General features: G+C 72.5%; 15 protein-coding genes. 5 read left to right on the forward strand and 10 right to left on the reverse strand.

Annotation, left to right across the window (positions count from 1 at the left end; all coding sequences use genetic code 11):
- Positions 1-9: 9 nt before the first annotated feature.
- The 3 genes from H4J02_RS10550 to H4J02_RS10560 are packed head-to-tail and all read left to right on the forward strand — an operon-like array spanning position 10 to position 2,983.
- Positions 10-1,749, forward strand: a complete 1,740-nt coding sequence (locus tag H4J02_RS10550) for a dihydroxyacetone kinase family protein (protein ID WP_187674538.1) — start codon at positions 10-12, stop codon at positions 1,747-1,749.
- A complete protein-coding gene (locus H4J02_RS10555; protein ID WP_187674539.1) occupies positions 1,746-2,222 on the forward strand; it encodes a ribose-5-phosphate isomerase in 477 nt (158 codons plus the stop codon). The genes H4J02_RS10550 and H4J02_RS10555 overlap by 4 nt, the downstream gene beginning before the upstream one ends.
- Complete coding sequence (locus tag H4J02_RS10560; protein WP_187674540.1) at positions 2,222-2,983, forward strand: triose-phosphate isomerase family protein; 762 nt, start codon at positions 2,222-2,224, stop codon at positions 2,981-2,983. Before H4J02_RS10555 ends, H4J02_RS10560 begins: the two co-directional genes overlap by 1 nt.
- A gap of 68 nt (positions 2,984-3,051) precedes the next feature.
- Here the strand turns inward: H4J02_RS10560 and pth are convergent, their stop codons facing one another.
- From pth to H4J02_RS10605, 9 genes are all read right to left on the reverse strand, one after another.
- Positions 3,052-3,636 (reverse strand): aminoacyl-tRNA hydrolase, encoded by a 585-nt coding sequence (gene pth, locus H4J02_RS10565; RefSeq protein WP_187674541.1) that lies wholly within the window; start codon positions 3,634-3,636, stop codon positions 3,052-3,054.
- A gap of 21 nt (positions 3,637-3,657) precedes the next feature.
- On the reverse strand, positions 3,658-4,281 hold the full coding sequence (locus tag H4J02_RS10570) for a 50S ribosomal protein L25/general stress protein Ctc (RefSeq protein ID WP_187674542.1): 624 nt from the start codon (positions 4,279-4,281) through the stop codon (positions 3,658-3,660).
- Between the two features lie 226 nt (positions 4,282-4,507).
- Positions 4,508-5,539 (reverse strand): D-2-hydroxyacid dehydrogenase, encoded by a 1,032-nt coding sequence (locus tag H4J02_RS10575; RefSeq protein WP_187674543.1) that lies wholly within the window; start codon positions 5,537-5,539, stop codon positions 4,508-4,510.
- The gene (locus H4J02_RS10580) at positions 5,536-6,057 is read right to left on the reverse strand and encodes a gluconokinase (RefSeq protein ID WP_187674544.1); all 522 of its coding nucleotides are present in this window, start codon (positions 6,055-6,057) and stop codon (positions 5,536-5,538) included. The genes H4J02_RS10575 and H4J02_RS10580 overlap by 4 nt, the downstream gene beginning before the upstream one ends.
- A gap of 54 nt (positions 6,058-6,111) precedes the next feature.
- Complete coding sequence (locus tag H4J02_RS10585; protein ID WP_262406041.1) at positions 6,112-7,032, reverse strand: D-isomer specific 2-hydroxyacid dehydrogenase family protein; 921 nt, start codon at positions 7,030-7,032, stop codon at positions 6,112-6,114.
- On the reverse strand, positions 7,029-7,820 hold the full coding sequence (locus H4J02_RS10590; protein ID WP_187674545.1) for a carbohydrate ABC transporter permease: 792 nt from the start codon (positions 7,818-7,820) through the stop codon (positions 7,029-7,031). Before H4J02_RS10590 ends, H4J02_RS10585 begins: the two co-directional genes overlap by 4 nt.
- A gap of 5 nt (positions 7,821-7,825) precedes the next feature.
- Positions 7,826-8,710, reverse strand: a complete 885-nt coding sequence (locus H4J02_RS10595) for a carbohydrate ABC transporter permease (protein WP_187674546.1) — start codon at positions 8,708-8,710, stop codon at positions 7,826-7,828.
- A gap of 64 nt (positions 8,711-8,774) precedes the next feature.
- Positions 8,775-10,103, reverse strand: a complete 1,329-nt coding sequence (locus H4J02_RS10600) for an ABC transporter substrate-binding protein (RefSeq protein WP_187674547.1) — start codon at positions 10,101-10,103, stop codon at positions 8,775-8,777.
- 70 nt (positions 10,104-10,173) lie between these two features.
- Complete coding sequence (locus H4J02_RS10605; protein ID WP_262406278.1) at positions 10,174-11,673, reverse strand: ADP-ribosylglycohydrolase family protein; 1,500 nt, start codon at positions 11,671-11,673, stop codon at positions 10,174-10,176.
- A 210-nt stretch (positions 11,674-11,883) separates the two neighbouring features.
- Between H4J02_RS10605 and H4J02_RS10610 the strand changes: the two genes are divergently transcribed.
- Positions 11,884-12,549, forward strand: a complete 666-nt coding sequence (locus H4J02_RS10610; protein ID WP_187674549.1) for a FadR/GntR family transcriptional regulator — start codon at positions 11,884-11,886, stop codon at positions 12,547-12,549.
- A 150-nt stretch (positions 12,550-12,699) separates the two neighbouring features.
- Positions 12,700-14,103 carry an NADP-dependent phosphogluconate dehydrogenase gene (gene gndA / locus H4J02_RS10615; RefSeq protein ID WP_262406279.1) on the forward strand — a complete coding sequence of 468 codons (1,404 nt, stop codon included), beginning with the start codon at positions 12,700-12,702 and terminating at the stop codon, positions 14,101-14,103.
- Positions 14,104-14,314: 211 nt separating this feature from the next.
- Here gndA and H4J02_RS10620 read toward each other — a convergent pair whose 3' ends face one another.
- The gene (locus H4J02_RS10620) at positions 14,315-15,679 is read right to left on the reverse strand and encodes a CoA transferase (RefSeq protein WP_187674551.1); all 1,365 of its coding nucleotides are present in this window, start codon (positions 15,677-15,679) and stop codon (positions 14,315-14,317) included.
- Between the last annotated feature and the right edge of the window lie 169 nt (positions 15,680-15,848).

The raw sequence follows: 15,848 nt of genomic DNA on the forward strand, positions 1-15,848 counted from the left end.
GGAGCCGAGATGACCCGACTGTTCAACGATCCCGCCGACTTCGCCGACGAGCTCGTCGCGGGCTTCGTCGCCGCCAACCGCGACCGCGTGCGCGCCGTCCCCGGCGGTGTCGTGCGCTCGACCGCGAGCGCGCCCGGCACGGCGGCGCTCGTGATCGGCGGCGGCTCCGGCCACTACCCCGCGTTCGGCGGCCTCGTCGGGCCCGGCCTCGCGCACGGCGCCGCGATGGGCAACCTGTTCGCCTCGCCGTCGACGCAGCAGGTGCTCTCGGTCGCACGCGCCGCCTCGAACGGCGGCGGCGTGCTGCTGTCGTACGGCAACTACGCGGGCGACGTGCTCAACTTCGACGCCGCCGAGGCGCGCCTCAACGCCGAGGGCATCCCGACCCGCACGGTCGTCGTGACCGACGACATCTCCTCGGCCCCCGCATCCGAGCGGCACAAGCGCCGCGGCATCGCGGGCGACCTCACGGTCTTCAAGGTCGCCGGCGCCGCGGCCGAGGAGGGCGCCTCGCTCGACGAGCTCGTGCGCATCGCGACGAAGGCGAACGACCGCACCCGCAGCTTCGGCGTCGCGTTCGGCGGCTGCACGCTCCCCGGCGCGAGCGAGCCGCTGTTCAGCGTGCCGGACGGCCGGATGGCGGTGGGCCTCGGCATCCACGGCGAGCCCGGAATCGGCGAGACCGACATCCCCACCGCCGACGGCCTCGCCGAGCTCTTCGTCGAGAAGCTCCTGGGCGAGCTGCCCGACGACGTGCCCTCCACCGCCGGGCAGCGCGCGGTCGTGATCCTGAACGGCCTCGGCTCGGTCAAGTACGAGGAGCTCTTCGTCGTCTACGGCGGCGTCGCGCGCCGCCTCGAGGAGGCCGGCGTCGAGATCGCCGGCTCCGAGGTGGGCGAGTTCTGCACCTCCTTCGACATGGCCGGCGCCTCGCTCACGCTCTTCTGGGTCGACGAGGAGCTCGAGCACCTGTGGCACGCCCCCGCCGACAGCCCCGCCTTCCGCACGGGCCGCGTGGAGGCCCGATCCGCGGCCGGCGCGGGCGCGCAGGCCGACGAGACCGGCACGCCGGATGCCGTCCCGCCCGCGTCGGACGCCTCGCGCCGCGCGGCGGCCCGTCTCGCGGACGCGCTCGCGGCCCTCGCGGCCACGATCGACGAGAACGTCGCGGAGCTCGGGCGCATCGACGCCGTCGCGGGCGACGGCGACCACGGCATCGGCATGCAGCGCGGCGCGACCGCGGCCGTCCGGGCCGCCACCGAGGCGCGCGACGCGGGAGTCGGGGCCGGGACGCTCCTCGAGCGCGCGGCCGACGCGTGGTCGCACCGCGCGGGCGGCACCTCCGGCGCCCTGTGGGGTGTCATGCTGCGCGCCGCCGGCGAGCGCCTCGGCGACGAGTCCGAGCCCGACGCCGCGACGGCCGCCGCCGCCGTCCGCGACGCCCTCGACGGCATCCGCCGTTTCGGCAAGGCCGAGGTGGGCGACAAGACGATGGTCGACGCGATCGTGCCGTTCGCCGAGACGCTCGCGACCCGCGTCGACGCGGGCGACTCACTCGTCGAGGCGTGGACGGAGGCGGCCCGGGCCGCTCGCGACGCCGCCGCCGCGACGGCCGAGCTGCTGCCGCGGATGGGCCGCGCCCGTCCGCACGCCGAGAAGAGCCTCGGTACGCCCGATGCGGGCGCCCACTCCTTCGCCCTCGCCGTCACCGCGGTCGGGGCCACCCTCTCGCGAAAGGACCCCTCATGACCGCCCTCGAACCGCTGCGCATCGTCGTCGGCTCGGACGACGCCGGCTTCCAGTACAAGGAGGCCCTCAAGGCCGACCTCGAGGCGTCGGACCTCGTCGCCTCGGTGACCGATGTCGGGGTCGACGCCGACGGCCACACCGCCTACCCCAAGGTCGCGATCGCCGCGGCCGAGCTGGTCGCGCGCGGCGAGGCGGACCGCGCCCTGCTGATCTGCGGCACGGGGCTCGGCGTCGCGATCTCCGCCAACAAGGTCCCCGGGGTCCGCGCCGTCACGGCCCACGACTCGTTCTCGGTCGAGCGGGCCGTGCTCTCCAACAACGCGCAGGTGCTCACGATGGGCCAGCGCGTCATCGGCCTCGAGCTCGCCCGCCGCCTCGTGCGCGAGTGGCTCACCTACCGCTTCGACACCACGAGCGCCTCGGCCGAGAAGGTCGCCGTCATCGATCGGTACGAAGCCACCGGGAACTGCTGATGGCGCGCGCCGTCGTCGGCGTGAGCCTCAAGATGTACTTCGGGCACCGTGCCGCGAAGGAGTGGCTGGCCGATGTCGCCGACATCGCCGCGACGTCGCCCGCCGTCGCCTCCGGTGACGTCGAGCTCTTCGTCGCCCCGACCTTCGTACAGCTGCTGCCCGCGCTCGAGGCGGTCGGTGGCACGCGCGTCGTCGTCGCCGCGCAGGACGCGGCGACCCACGACACCGGCGCGTTCACGGGCGAGGTGAGCCCCGCCGAGCTCGCCGAGATCGGCGTCGGGATGGTCGAGCTCGGCCACGCCGAGCGGCGGCGCCTGTACGGCGAGACGGATGCGGTGGTCGCCGAGAAGTCGGCCGCGGCGCTCCGCAACGGCCTCACCCCCGTGCTGTGCATCGGCGAGCCCCACCGGGTCGCACCCGAGGAGGCGCTCGCGTTCGCCGCCGAGCAGGTGCGCGCCGCCCTCGGCGGCGCCCCGGCGGGCCGTGTCATCCTCGCGTACGAGCCCGTGTGGGCCATCGGCGCGAGCGAGCCGGCCCCCGTAGACCACATCCGTCACGTCACGGCGGGGCTGCGCCGGCTGCTCGCCGAGTGGCCCGAGCGCCCCGGCTCCGCCGTCCTCTACGGGGGCTCCGCGGGCCCGGGCCTCCTCACGGAGCTCGGCGACGACGTCGACGGGCTGTTCCTCGGCCGCTTCGCCCACGACCCGGCTGCGCTGCGCGCCGTGCTCGGGGAGGCAGCGGCGCTCGCCGCGACGCGCTAGACGAGACTCGCCCTCGGCCGAGAAAGCCTCGGCGCCGCCGGTGCGAAGCCCGGGAACGGCCTTCGCCGCTACGCCCGCGGCGCGTGCCAGCGCTGCTGGGCGGCGAGCAGGCCCTCGCGCACGAGGTCCTCGGTGGCGTCGGCGGCATCCGAGAGCAGCGACGGCAGCACCTCGCGCTCGGCCTTCGAGAACGGCGAGAGCACGTAGTCGGCCGGATCCTGGCGGCCGGGCGGGCGGCCGATGCCGATGCGCACGCGCGCGAAGTCCGGGGTGCCGAGGGCCGACTGGATGTCGCGCAGGCCGTTGTGGCCGCCGTGGCCACCGCCGACCTTGAGGCGCACGGTGTCGAACGGGATGTCGAGCTCGTCGTGCAGCACGACGACGCGGTCGGCGCCGAGGCCGAAGAACTTGGCGGCCGACGAGACGGGGCCGCCCGAGAGGTTCATGTAGGAGTTGGGCTTCACGAGCACGAGCTTCGGAAGCCCCGGACCCAACCGGCCCTCGGCGAGCTGGGTGTTCGTCTTGTGGCGCGTGAACCGTGCGCCGATGCGCTCGGCGAGCACATCGAGGGCCATCTGGCCCACGTTGTGGCGATGAGCGGCGTAGCCGGGCCCGGGATTCCCGAGCCCGGCTACGAGCCAGGCATCCGCCATGAGCGGGAGGTCGATCCGTCGTTACTCGGCGTCGCCCTCGGCGGCAGCCTCCTCGGCCGGGGCCTCGGGAGCGGCCTCGCCCTCGCCCTCCTCGGGCAGGTCGACCTTCGCGGGAGCCGTGATCGCGACGACGAGCGTCTCGGGGTCGGACACGAGCGAGGCGCCCTTCGGCAGCTCGAGCTCGCCGGCCGTGATGTGCGTGCCCTCCTCGAGGCCCTCGACGCTCACGACGACGTTCTCGGGGATGTGCGTGGCCTCGGCCTCGATCGTGATGGTGGCGGCGTCGAGCGCGACGATCGTGCCGGCGAACGACTCGCCCTCGACGTGCACGGGCACGTCGACCTGGACCTTCTCGCCCTTCTTCACGACGATGAGGTCGACGTGCTCGATGATCTGGCGCACCGGGTCCTTCTGCACGTCCTTCACGAGGGCGAGCTGGCTCGTGCCGGCGATGTCGAGGTCGAGCACGGCGTTCGCCTTGCGCAGGATGAGGCTGACCTCGTGGCCCGGCAGGGTCACGTGCTGCGGCTCGGTGCCGTGGCCGTAGATGACGGCGGGGATCTTGCCGGCGGCGCGGATCTTGCGGGCAGCGCCCTTGCCGAACTGGTCGCGGACCTCCGCGACGAGCTTGTTGTCGTCGGACATGGTGACTCCTTGTGGTGGGGACTGGGCCCCGTCGTGGATTGTTTTCAACTCGAACGCGCAACAGCGTGAGGAAAGACTCTGGGCCTGCCCACCGCGTCGATCACGGATGCGACTCGCGCCGCATCCCTCGCCGAAGTTCCCGACGATTCTACACGCCCCGAAAGTCGCCGTTCCGCGTGTTCGTTCCCGAAGGAACGGGTGCGAACACGCGGAACGGGAACAAAGGTCAGTAGAACTCGCGCGTGTTGACGACGTTGAGCAGCGGCTCGCCGTCGAGGAAGCGGCGCGCGTTCTCGGCGAAGAGCTCGGCGATGAGGCGCGGCTCATGGGGGCTGATGGCGGCGGTGTGGGGCGCGAGCACGACGTTCGGCAGCTCCCACAGGGGGCTCTCCTCGGGCAGCGGCTCGACGGCGGTCACGTCGAGCACCGCGAGGCCGACGCGGCCGTCCTGCAGCGCCTCGATGAGCGCGGGTTCGTCGACGGTCGTACCGCGGCCGACGTTGACGACGGTCGCGCCGGGTTTGACGCTCGCGAGCACCTCGGCCGACAGCATCCCGCGCGTCGCCTCCGTGCCGGGCAGGGCGAGCACGATCGCGTCGGCCTCGGATGCCGCCTCCGCGAAGCGCTCGACGGGCACGATGCGCTCGACGTCCGCCTCGACCTCGCGGCGGTGCACGCCGACCACCCGGCAGCCGAGCGCCGTGAGCTTCGACGCCGTGAGTCGGCCGATCGCGCCGAGCCCGACGACGAGCACGGTCGTCTCGGCGAGCGAGTGGAGCGGCTCGCGCGGGCCCCACTTCTTGTCGCGCTGCATGCCGAGCAGCCACGGGAGGCGCTTGGCGCCCGCGAGCACGCCGAAGACGGCGAACTCGGCGAGCGGCGTCGCGTGCACGCCCGCGGACGTCGTGAAGACGATGCGCTCGAGGTCGGCCTCCGCGAGCCGCGCGGCGCGCACCTGCTGCCCGCCACCCGCGGGGATCGTGTGCACCCACTGGAGGCCCGGATTGGCGGCGACCGTGCGGCCGAGCGCGCGCCCCGACTGGTCGGGCACGCCGAACAGCACGTCGGCCGAGTCGAGCAGCGCCTCGTAGCGCGCCTGCTCCTCGGGCGTGCGCTGCTTGGGCCCGACCATCCAGTCGATCTCGGGGTCGTTGAGCAGCTCCGGCTCCCACACCACCTCGAGGCGCTCGTCGCGCGCGATGAGCTCGACGAGGTCGGCGGCGAGCGGCGTGGCGATCACGACGCGCAGGCGGGTCATGCGGTCTCCAGTTCCTGTGCCGCGGCATCCGCGATGGCGAGCGGGGGCGCGGCGATGTCGTACACGAGCACGTGCTCGTCGGGCCCCGGCAGCTCGAGCGTCGCGAGCTGCGAGTCGAGCAGGGCGAGCGGCATGAAGTGATCGGGCTGGCTCGCCGTGCGCTCGTGCATGCGCTCGGCGAGCAGCTCGCGGGTGCCGTCGAGCAGCACGAAGCGGGCCCCCGGCGCGGCGGCGCGCAGCCGGTCGCGGTAGGCGCGGCGCAGCGCCGAGCACGCCACGACGACGGGCGAGTGCGCGAGCCGCTCCCCCACGGCGTCGAGCCACGGCCAGCGGTCGTCGTCGGTCAGCGGGATGCCGGCCGCCATCTTGGCGACGTTCGTCGCGGGGTGCAGGGCGTCGCCGTCGACGAAGGGGACGCCGAGCCGCTCGGCGAGCAGAGCACCGACCGTCGACTTGCCCGACCCCGAGACCCCCATGACGACGACGGGCGGCACGCGTCCGTGAGACTCCTGCGACATCCGGCTCCTTCTCCCCCGGCCAGTCAACCAGTCGTGCGGGCCGCTCGGTGCGCCTCAGTACCCGAGTGTCGTGTCGACGACGCCCACGAGGGGCTCGCCCGCGATGCGCCGCCGCACGTTCTCCTCGACGCGCGCCGCGAGCATGACGCGGATCATCTCGGGGGTGTCGGCGGTGTGCGGGGTCACGAGTGCGCGCGGCTCATCCCACAGCGGGTGACCCGCGGGCAGCGGCTCCGGGTCGGTCACGTCGAGGCCGGCGCCCGCGATCGCGCCGTCGCGCAGGGCGGCGACGAGCGCGTCCGTGTCGATGAGGCCGCCACGCGCGATGTTGACGACGACAGCGGATGCGGGCAGCAGCGCGAGCCGGCGGGCGTCCATGAGCCCGGCGGTCTCGGGCGTGAGGGCCGCGGCGAGGACCAGCACGTCGGTGCGGGGCAGGTGCTCGTCGAGCTCGCCGAGGGCGACCGTGCGGGAGGCGCCCGGGAGCGGATCCCGCGAGCGCCGAACGACCGTGATGTCGGTGCGGTAGGGCTGAAGCAGGCGCACGAGCTCGCTCGCGATGCCCCCGCCGCCCACGACGAGCACCCGGCGGCCGAAGAGCGACTCCCCCGCTTGCGCGCCCCACTCGCGGGCGCGGGCGCGCTCGGTGAAGCGCCGCAGCACCGCGAGCGCGAGGGCGAGCGCGTGCTCGGCGACGGGCTCGGCGTAGGCGCCCTTCGCCGAGGTCCACGTGAGCCGCGGATCGAGCGTGCCGCGGAACGCCTCGATGCCCGCACCGCCGAGCTGCACCCAGTCGACCGAGCTCGCGTCGAGGAGCGCGCGCAGGCCGTCGGGACCGAGCGCGCACACGAGGCCCGTCGCCTCGGCGAGCGGCGTCACGCGGCCGCCGCCGCGCACGACGGCGCCGGCGAGCGCCTCCGCGAGCAGGGGGTCCGCGGCGGCGACGTGCACGGCATCCGTGCGCCCCGCGGTCACTTGACGGCTCCCGCCGTGAGGCCGCGTTCGAAGAAGCGCTGCATCGAGAGGTACGCCACGACGACGGGCAGCGAGAGCAGCACGAGCGACGCGAAGATCTTCGGGGTGTCGCTGCCGTACTCGCTCGTGAAGTAGAGCGGCACCTGTGTGATGGCCTGCATCTCGGTGGACTGCAAAAGCAGGAGGGGCAGGAAGAACTCGTTCCACGACTGCAGGAAGGTCCACACGAGGACGACCGCGATGATGGGCTTCGCGAGCGGCAGCACGACGCGCAGGAGCGTCGTGAACGAGCTCGCACCGTCGATCTTCGCGGCCTCGAGGATCTCGTCGGGCACCCCGTCGAGGAAGTTCCGCGTCACGAGCACCGTGAAGGGGATCGTGATGGCGGCGAGCGGGAGGATGACCGCGACGTAGGTGTTGAGCAGGCCGAGACGCAGCACGATCGTGAAGATCGGCACGATGAGCGCGATCGCCGGCAGCACGAGGCCGCCGAGCACGACGACGAAGAGCGTGTCGCGTCCTCGGAACCGCAGCTTGCTGAAGGCGAAGGCCGCGAGCATCGTGCACACGAAGACGAGCGCGACGGTGCCGCCCGAGATGATGAGGCTGTTGAGCATGAACCGCAGGAACGGGGTCTTCGTGAGCACGGCGAGGTAGTTCGCCGCGGGCCCCTGACCCTCGAAGCTCTTCGCGACGATCGCGACGAGCGGGAAGGCGAAGGGGATCGCGATGACGGTCGCGAGCAGCTGGATGATGATGCGCTCGCGCAGGCGGGTACGTCCGAACACGGTGATCAGCCCTTCAGGGTCCGGTTGACGCGCATCTGGATGACGGTGAGCGCGAGCGAGAGGACGAGGAGGATGACGGACAGCGCCGCCGCGTAGCCGGCGTCGAATCCCTCGATCGCCTTCTTGTAGATGTACGTCGTGAGGAACTCCGTGCTGCGGCCGGGGCCGCCGCCCGTCGTGAGGTACACGAGCTCGAAGGTCTTGAGCGAGCCGATGATGCCGATGAGCACGAGCGTCGCGTGCGTTCCGCTCAGCTGGGGCACGACGACGCTCCACATCGTGCGGAAGCGGCCTGCACCGTCGAGCTGAGCCGCCTCGATGTGCTCCTGCGAGATCTGCGAGAGCGCCGCCTGGTAGAGCAGGAAGCTGAAGCCCGTCCACGCCCAGATGTTGATCGCGGCGATCGCGAAGAGCGCCGTGTCGGGGTTGGCGAGCCACGGCTGGGTGAGCGCGCCGAGGCCGACCGCCTCGAGCGCGGCGTTGACCGCGCCATCGGGCGAGAGCAGGTTTCGGAACGAGACCGAGATGACGGCGGGCGACAGCACGACGGGGAGGAACATGACGACCTTGTAGACGCCGCGCAGCCACACGCCGCCCGACAGCAGGATGGCCATCGTGAGGCCGAGCAGCATCTGCACCGTGATCGTGATGACCGCGAACACGGCGACATGTCCGAGGGCCGTCCAGAGCACGGGGTCGGCGAAGGCGTCGACGTAGTTCTCGAGCCCGATGAAGACCTGGCCGTCTCCGATGCCGCTCCAGTCGAGCAGCGAGACGTAGCCGTTGTAGGCGACGCCGAGGTAGACGATGCCGACGACGACGATGAGCACGGGCAGCACGTAGAGGTAGCCCGTGCGGTTCAGTCCGAGACGCGCGGTGCGTCGAGTCACGGTCGGAGCCTTTCGCGTGAAGGGGGCGTCGGGGCGGGACGCCGTCGTCCCGCCCCGACGGTTGTCAGGCCGCGTCGATCGCGGACTGGATCTGGGCTGCGGCGTCGGCGGGCGACAGCTGGCCGCTCGCCACCGCGGAGAGCGCCGTCACGAGCGCCTCCTTGACGTCGGGGTTCGACACCTCACGCGGGCCGACGAGCGACTCGCCGCGGGTGATGAACTCCTCGATCGCCGCCGCCTGCTCCGGCGTCTTGACGTCGGAGAGGTCGATGCTCGAGCCGATGAGCGCCGGCGGACGCAGGGCGTCCGAGAGCACCGAGAGGCCCGTCTCCGAGCTCGTGAGCCAGTTCACGAGACGCGCCGCGGCATCCTTCGCGTCGCTCTGGGCCGAGACCGCCCAGCCGACGTCGGGACCGCCGAAGAGGGAACCCGGGGTGCCGCCCTCGACGACGAGCGGGAAGTCGGCCGGCATGAACACGGTGTCCGCGATCGCCTCGTCGCCGTACGTCTCGGCGTACTGCGCCATGCGGGCGTTCGTGGCGTCACGGAACTGCCAGCTGCCGAACGGGATCATGGCCGCCTGGCCCGTGATGCGCGCGTCGTTCGCATCCGGGTACGCCGTCATGCCGAGCGCGCCCTCCTGCACGGCGCCCGACGTGAAGAGCTCCTGCCATGCCTCGAGCGCCTCGATCATCTCGGTCGAGTCGAAGTCCTCGTCGCCCGCGAGAGCCGAGTAGAAGTAGCCGGGCTCCACCTGGTTGGCGACGATCTGGAAGAGGTCGAGGTTCGCGAAGCCGTCCTTCGCGCCCTGCACGAGGCCCTTCTTGCCGATCGCCTCGGCCGCGCGGTTGAACGCGACGAGCTCGTCGAGGGTCGTGGGCACGGCGAGCCCGAGCTCGTCGGCGACGCTCATGTTGACCCACATGAACCCGCCGGAGGACATGTACCAGGGCGCGGCGACCTGCTTGCCGTCGACGTTGTACTGGTCGCTGCCGTTGAGCTTGTCGGCCCAGTCGGAGCCGAGCTCGTCCTCGAGGTAGGGGGTCAGGTCGAGCGTGAGCGGCGCGAACTGCTCCGGGAAGACGCCGACCTGCAGGCCGAACACGTCGGGGCCGTCGGCCGTCGTCGCCGCGAGACGCACGGCGTTGACGTAGTCGCTCGCCTGGATGAAGCGGTAGTTGACCTTGATGTCGGGGTTCTCGGCCTCGAACTTGTCGAAGTAGCCGGGAGCGCTCGCCTCGTCGGGGTTCCACCCCCAGACGTCGAGCGTGACGGGGCCGTCTGCCTCGCCGCCGCCGTCGGCGGGAGAGCAGGCGGCGAGCGCGACGGATGCCGCGACGAGTGCCGTGATGGCCGCCGCTGCGCGACGACGCGGATTGCCGAACTTCATCATTCGATCCTCCTTGATTTTCCTGGTGTCGGGTGTCGGGTGACCGCCCGGCGGACGCCGGACGGTCGCGGGGTCATGAGTCGATGGCGGGGCGGAAGGCGTGCTCGATCCAGAGGGCGCTCGGCATCTCGACGAGTCCGAGCACCCACTCGGCGGCGTCGCGCTCCTTCGGCGGGCGCTTCACGGCGATGACGAGCTCGTGCACGCCGGGCGTCGGCTCGAGGTCGACGAACTGGCCGACGGGCGCCTTGTCGGGCGCGGGGAACATGTACTGCGTTCCCTGGGCGCCGTGGAGGAACTCGCCGTCGAGCCACATGCGGAAGTGCTCGGTGCAGTTGAACATGAGGCGCGCGCGCTCGCGGCCGCGGGCGTCGAAGTGCGCGCGCAGCACGAGGATCGAGTCCTCGAAGTCGTCGCGCGGGAAGGTCGCCCACGTGCCGGCGAGGTGCGCCTCGCGGAACTCGACGCGGTCGGCAGGGGACGCCGAGCCCATCTGCGGCAGCTCGGTGTAGTCGCGCACGAGCCACTTGCCGTGCTCGCCGTTCGTGAAGCCGAGCTCGACGGGGATGCGGTACGCCTCCGGGTCGAAGTCGGCCTCGGCGGCCGCGGGGTAGCGTCCCTCGAGACGTTCGCCGAGCGACAGCACGAGGTCGGTGAACCCGTCGATCGTGGGCGGGGGCGTGATGCCGGTGATCTCCTTGTTGAGCACGAGGTCGCGCCCGATGGGGGCGAGCCAGCGCTCCTCGATCGACTCCGGGTCGAGGATGCCGAGCAGCGCCCCGAGCGACGCGGTCGAGCTGTCGGTGTCCTGACCGCAGTTGTTGCAGATGACGATGCGCTCGGAGAAGTCCGAGCCGGCGAGCCAGCCGAGCACGACGAAGCCCGTGTTGGGGCGCACGTCGGTGAAGTCGGAGCGGCCGTAGCGCTCCATGATGCGCTCGCGGACGTCGATCCAGTCGTGACCCTCGGCGACCCACGCGCGGGTGTCCTGCACGACCGCGCGGATCTCGCTGTCGGCGGGGAGCCCCGCGAGGGCGCCGTCGAGCAGGGCGTCGGTGTCGCTCTGCACGAAGGCGAGCGACTGCAGGCGGGCGAGGAACACCTCGGCCTCGATGCCGGGCCCGGCGTGGTCGAAGCACGCGTCCTCGTAGGCGTAGGCGGCGGCGCGGTCGGGGTCGCCGGGGGCGAGGCAGGCCCACAGCTCGCTGCGGATGGCGGCGCCCTCACCGGCGGCGAACCAGTTGTCGAACGATCCGGTGTAGGGCGGGCGGATGCCCTCGGCGAGGTTGCGCATGCCGACGCCGTACTCGTTCCACGGGAACTTGACGTGCCCGGCCCAGGCGTCGGCGAGCACGTGGCGGTCGACTGCGGGCTCGTCCATCTCGTCGATGACGCACGCGTAGAGCACCTGCAGGTCGAGGTCGTCGTTGGGGACCATCGTGGTGGGGACCGGGAAGTAGTAGGGCGCGTCGATGGGCCCCTCGAGACCCTCGAAGGTCTGGCCGAGGGTTCCCCCCACGGCCTTCCCGAGCCAGCAGCCCATGACCTTGCTCCGCAGCTCGGCCGTCGTCATTCCAGACACGTCGTCGTGTTTCCTCTCGTCGGTGGCAAAAGTATTACCTATACTTTTTGAAAGAGTCAACTCGACCGCAGATCCCTTGCATCTGTTGCTGTCGCGCCGCGATCAGTACGCTGAGGCGAAGCGCACGGCTGAACAGATCATCCGAAAGGAACGACCCTGACCCGCGAGACACTGCACGCCGGCATCCTCGACCGCATCGGGATGCGCATCGTCGAGAACGAGTACGCCCCCGGCCAGGTGCTCCGCACCGAGGATTGGGAGGCCGAGTTCGACGTCTCACGCACCGTGCTGCGCGAGGCGCTCAAGGTGCTCGAGTCGATGCGGCTCATCGAGCTGCGCCGCAAGGTCGGCATCACGGTGCGCCCCGCGATCGACTGGAACGTCTACGACCCGCGCCTCATCCGCTGGCGCCTCGCCGGCGCCGAGCGCCAGCGGCAGATCCACTCCCTCACCGAGCTCCGGCTCGCGGTCGAGCCCGTCGCCGCGCGCAACGCCGCGACGCGCGCGAGCCACACCGACCGCGTCGCGCTCCTCTACCACGCGTCCCAGCTCGAGGATGCGGGCCTCGCGACCGACCTCGAGCGCCTCCACCGCAACGACGTCGAATTCCACCGCCTGCTGCTCACGGCATCCGGCAACGAGCTCTTCGCCTCGCTCTCGGCGCTCGTCGCCGAGGTGCTGCCCGTGACGGGGCACCTCGTGCACGACGTCATCCCCGAGCAGCAGACGGCTCCGCCGCGGCACCTCCACACGATCGCGGCCCAGGCGATCGTCGACGGCGACCCGCGCGCCGCCGAGGAGGCGATGCGCGAGCTGCTCTACGAGGTCGACGAGCAGATGCAGCTCGCGTGGGAGCGCAGCCGCTGACGACCGCGCCCCCGCTCGCAAGGAGGCCGCGCAGCGGAATGCGCGACCCGATAGCCTGAAGACCTCTCCCCTCCTCCCCCGCATCGGAAGGTGTCACGCGTGTCCGGAAACGAAGGCAAGGCCAACATCGGAGTCGTCGGACTGGCGGTGATGGGCTCCAACCTCGCCCGCAACCTCGCCAGCCGCGAGGGCAACACGGTCGCGATCTTCAACCGCAGCTACGAGAAGACCGAGACGCTCGTCGCCGAGCACCCCGAGGCCGGCTTCCTGCCCGCGCGCACCTACGAGGAGTTCGCCGCGACGCTCTCGCAGCCCCGCACCGCGATCATCATGGTCAAGGCGGGCGCCGGCACGGACGCCGTCATCGACGAGCTCGTGCGCGTGTTCGAGCCCGGCGACATCATCGTCGACGGCGGCAACGCGCTCTTCACCGACACCATCCGCCGCGAGAAGGCCGTGCGCGAGACCGGCATCAACTTCGTCGGCGCCGGAATCTCCGGCGGCGAAGAGGGCGCGCTCAACGGCCCGTCGATCATGCCCGGCGGCTCGGCGGAGGCGTGGGAGACCCTCGGCCCCATCCTCAAGTCGATCGCCGCCGTCGCCGAGGGCGAGCCGTGCGTCACCCACGTCGGCACCGACGGCGCCGGCCACTTCGTCAAGATGATCCACAACGGCATCGAGTACGCCGACATGCAGCTCATCGCCGAGGCCTACGACCTCATCCGCCGCGGCACCGGCAAGAGCCCCGCCGAGATCGCCGACATCTTCGCCGAGTGGAACACGGGCGAGCTCGAGAGCTACCTCATCGAGATCACCGCCGAGGTGCTGCGTCAGGTCGACGCCGCCACCGGCAAGCCGCTCGTCGACGTCATCGCCGACCAGGCCGGCGCCAAGGGCACCGGCGCGTGGACCGTGCAGACCGCCCTCGACCTCGGCGTGCCCGTCTCGGGCATCGCGGAGGCCGTGTTCGCCCGCTCGCTCTCGTCGAAGCCCGCCCAGCGCGCCGCCGCATCCGCCCTCCCGGGCCCCGACGGCACCTTCGACATCCACGACGCCGACGCGTTCGTCGAGGACGTGCGCCAGGCGCTCTACGCGTCGAAGATCATCGCGTACTCGCAGGGCTTCGACGCGATCGTGGCGGGCGCCGAGCAGTACGGCTGGGACATCAAGAAGGGCGACATCGCCGCCATCTGGCGCGGCGGCTGCATCATCCGCGCCCAGTTCCTCAACCGCATCACCGAGGCGTACGCCGACGACCCCGGTCTCGTCGCGCTCGTCACCGCGCCGTACTTCGCGGATGCCGTGGCCCGCACGCAGCAGGCGTGGCGTCGCGTCGTGGTCGCCGCGGCCGAGGCCGGCATCCCGGCCCCCGCGTTCGCCTCGTCGCTCGCCTACTACGACGGCCTGCGCGCCGACCGCCTCCCCGCGGCGCTCGTGCAGGGTCAGCGCGACTTCTTCGGCGCGCACACCTACCGCCGCGTCGACCGCGAGGGCACCTTCCACACGCTGTGGTCGGGCGACCGCAGCGAGATCGAGGCCGTCGACACGCACTGACGCTGTGTCTTCTGGCGCCGCGATGATCCGCGGCGCGCGCACCCCCGCGGGTGAGACGGTGGCTGGTTTCGAAACGCCGCTCCGCGGCTACTCAACCAGCGGGTGTGCCTACCCGCGGGTGAGACGGTGGCTGGTTTCGACACGGGTGTGCCCACCTGCTGGTTGAGTAGCGCCCGCAGGGCGCGTGTCGAAACCAGCCCGCTGATGACCCTCACCAGATCGGGTTGTCACTCCCGAGAGGCCGCGGCGCGCGCTCCCAGCCGATGCGCACGCCCGAGACCTCGAGCGGCGGGGTGAGCACCCGCACGGGGCCCCACCCGGTCTGCAGCAGCTCGCCGTCGCTCGGCTCCTCCGCGGCGCCGCGTGCCGCCGCGCGCGGGAGACCGCGGGCGTCCTCGAGCAGCGCGGCCGTGCGCGCGAGCGACAGCCGCGCGATCGACCCGGTGCCGTCGCGCAGCCGATCCCGCAGCCCCACGAGCACGGCGGCGGCCATGAGGTAACCCGTCGCCTGGTCGAGCGCCTGCACGGGCATCGGAACCGGGCGGTCCGCGGCGGCGGCGCGCATGCCCGCATCCGCGATCCCCGCCGACATCTGCACGAGGCTGTCGAAGCCGCGGCGGCCCGCCCACGGGCCCGTGAAGCCGTAGGCATCGAGCGAGACGTCGACGACCCCCGGGCGCGTACGGCGGCGCGCCTCCTCGCCGAGCCCGAGGCGCTCGAGCGCGTCGGAGCGGTAGCCGTGCACGACGACGTCGGCCTCCGAGAGCAGCCGCACGATGTGGGCGAGCTCGGCGGGGTCGTGCCCGTCGAGGCGCGAGGTGCGCTTGCCGAGGGTCATCTCGTGCGCGAGTGCGGGCTCGTCCCAGCCGGGCGGGTCGACACGCAGCACCTGGGCGCCGAGCCCCGCGAGCAGCCGCGTGGCGACGGGCCCCGCCATGACGCGCGTGAGGTCGAGCACACGCAGGCCCTGAAGGGGCCGCTCGCGCGTCGGGCGCCAGTCGGAGGGGGCGCCGTCGGCGTCGGTGGTCGCACGCGCGACGAGCGGCTCGGCCGCCACGGCGGCGCCCTGCGGATGCCTCTTCCACTCCTCGGGACGCCGCATGACGGCCGCGCATCCGCCCTCCGCGACGATGTCGGCCTCGAGCTCGTCGCCGTGCCAGATCGAGACGGCGCGGGCGATGGCGTCGCGGTCGGCCTCGACGCCGAGCACGCGCAGCGCGGCCTGGCGGTGGTGGGGCGCGTTCGTGTGCAGGCGGATCCAGCCGTCGCTCGTCGCGTAGTCGCCCGCGATGGGGTCCCACGGGGACGGCGCGACCCATCCGACGGGCCGCACACCCATGCGGAACCACGCGTCCGCGCGCTCACGCCGCACCGTCGCGCTCGCACCGGGGATGCCGCCGGCATCGAGCAGGGTCGTGAGCGCCGCTGCCGCGGACGCGACGGATGCCGCCGCGAGATCGGAGACCGGATACGGCGACTCGAGGGTCGCGACGCCCGCCACGTTGACGGCGGCGACGTCCACGCCGAGCGCCTCCCCCATCCGCTGCCGCAGCCGCGCGTCCGCCGATCCCGCCATATGCCGACGGTATCCCGCGCGCCGCGGGTGCGGCGAGTGCCGCTCCGGCGGGCGTGGACCGCGCACCCCGAGGTGGTCGAGGAGCGCCGCCGCAGGCGACGCGTCTCGAGACCACCGGACGATGTGCTGCGCCGCGGTGGTCTCGAGACGCGTCCGCTCCGCGGGCGCT

The organism is Protaetiibacter sp. SSC-01 (genome assembly GCF_014483895.1).
GTDB lineage: Bacteria > Actinomycetota > Actinomycetes > Actinomycetales > Microbacteriaceae > Homoserinibacter.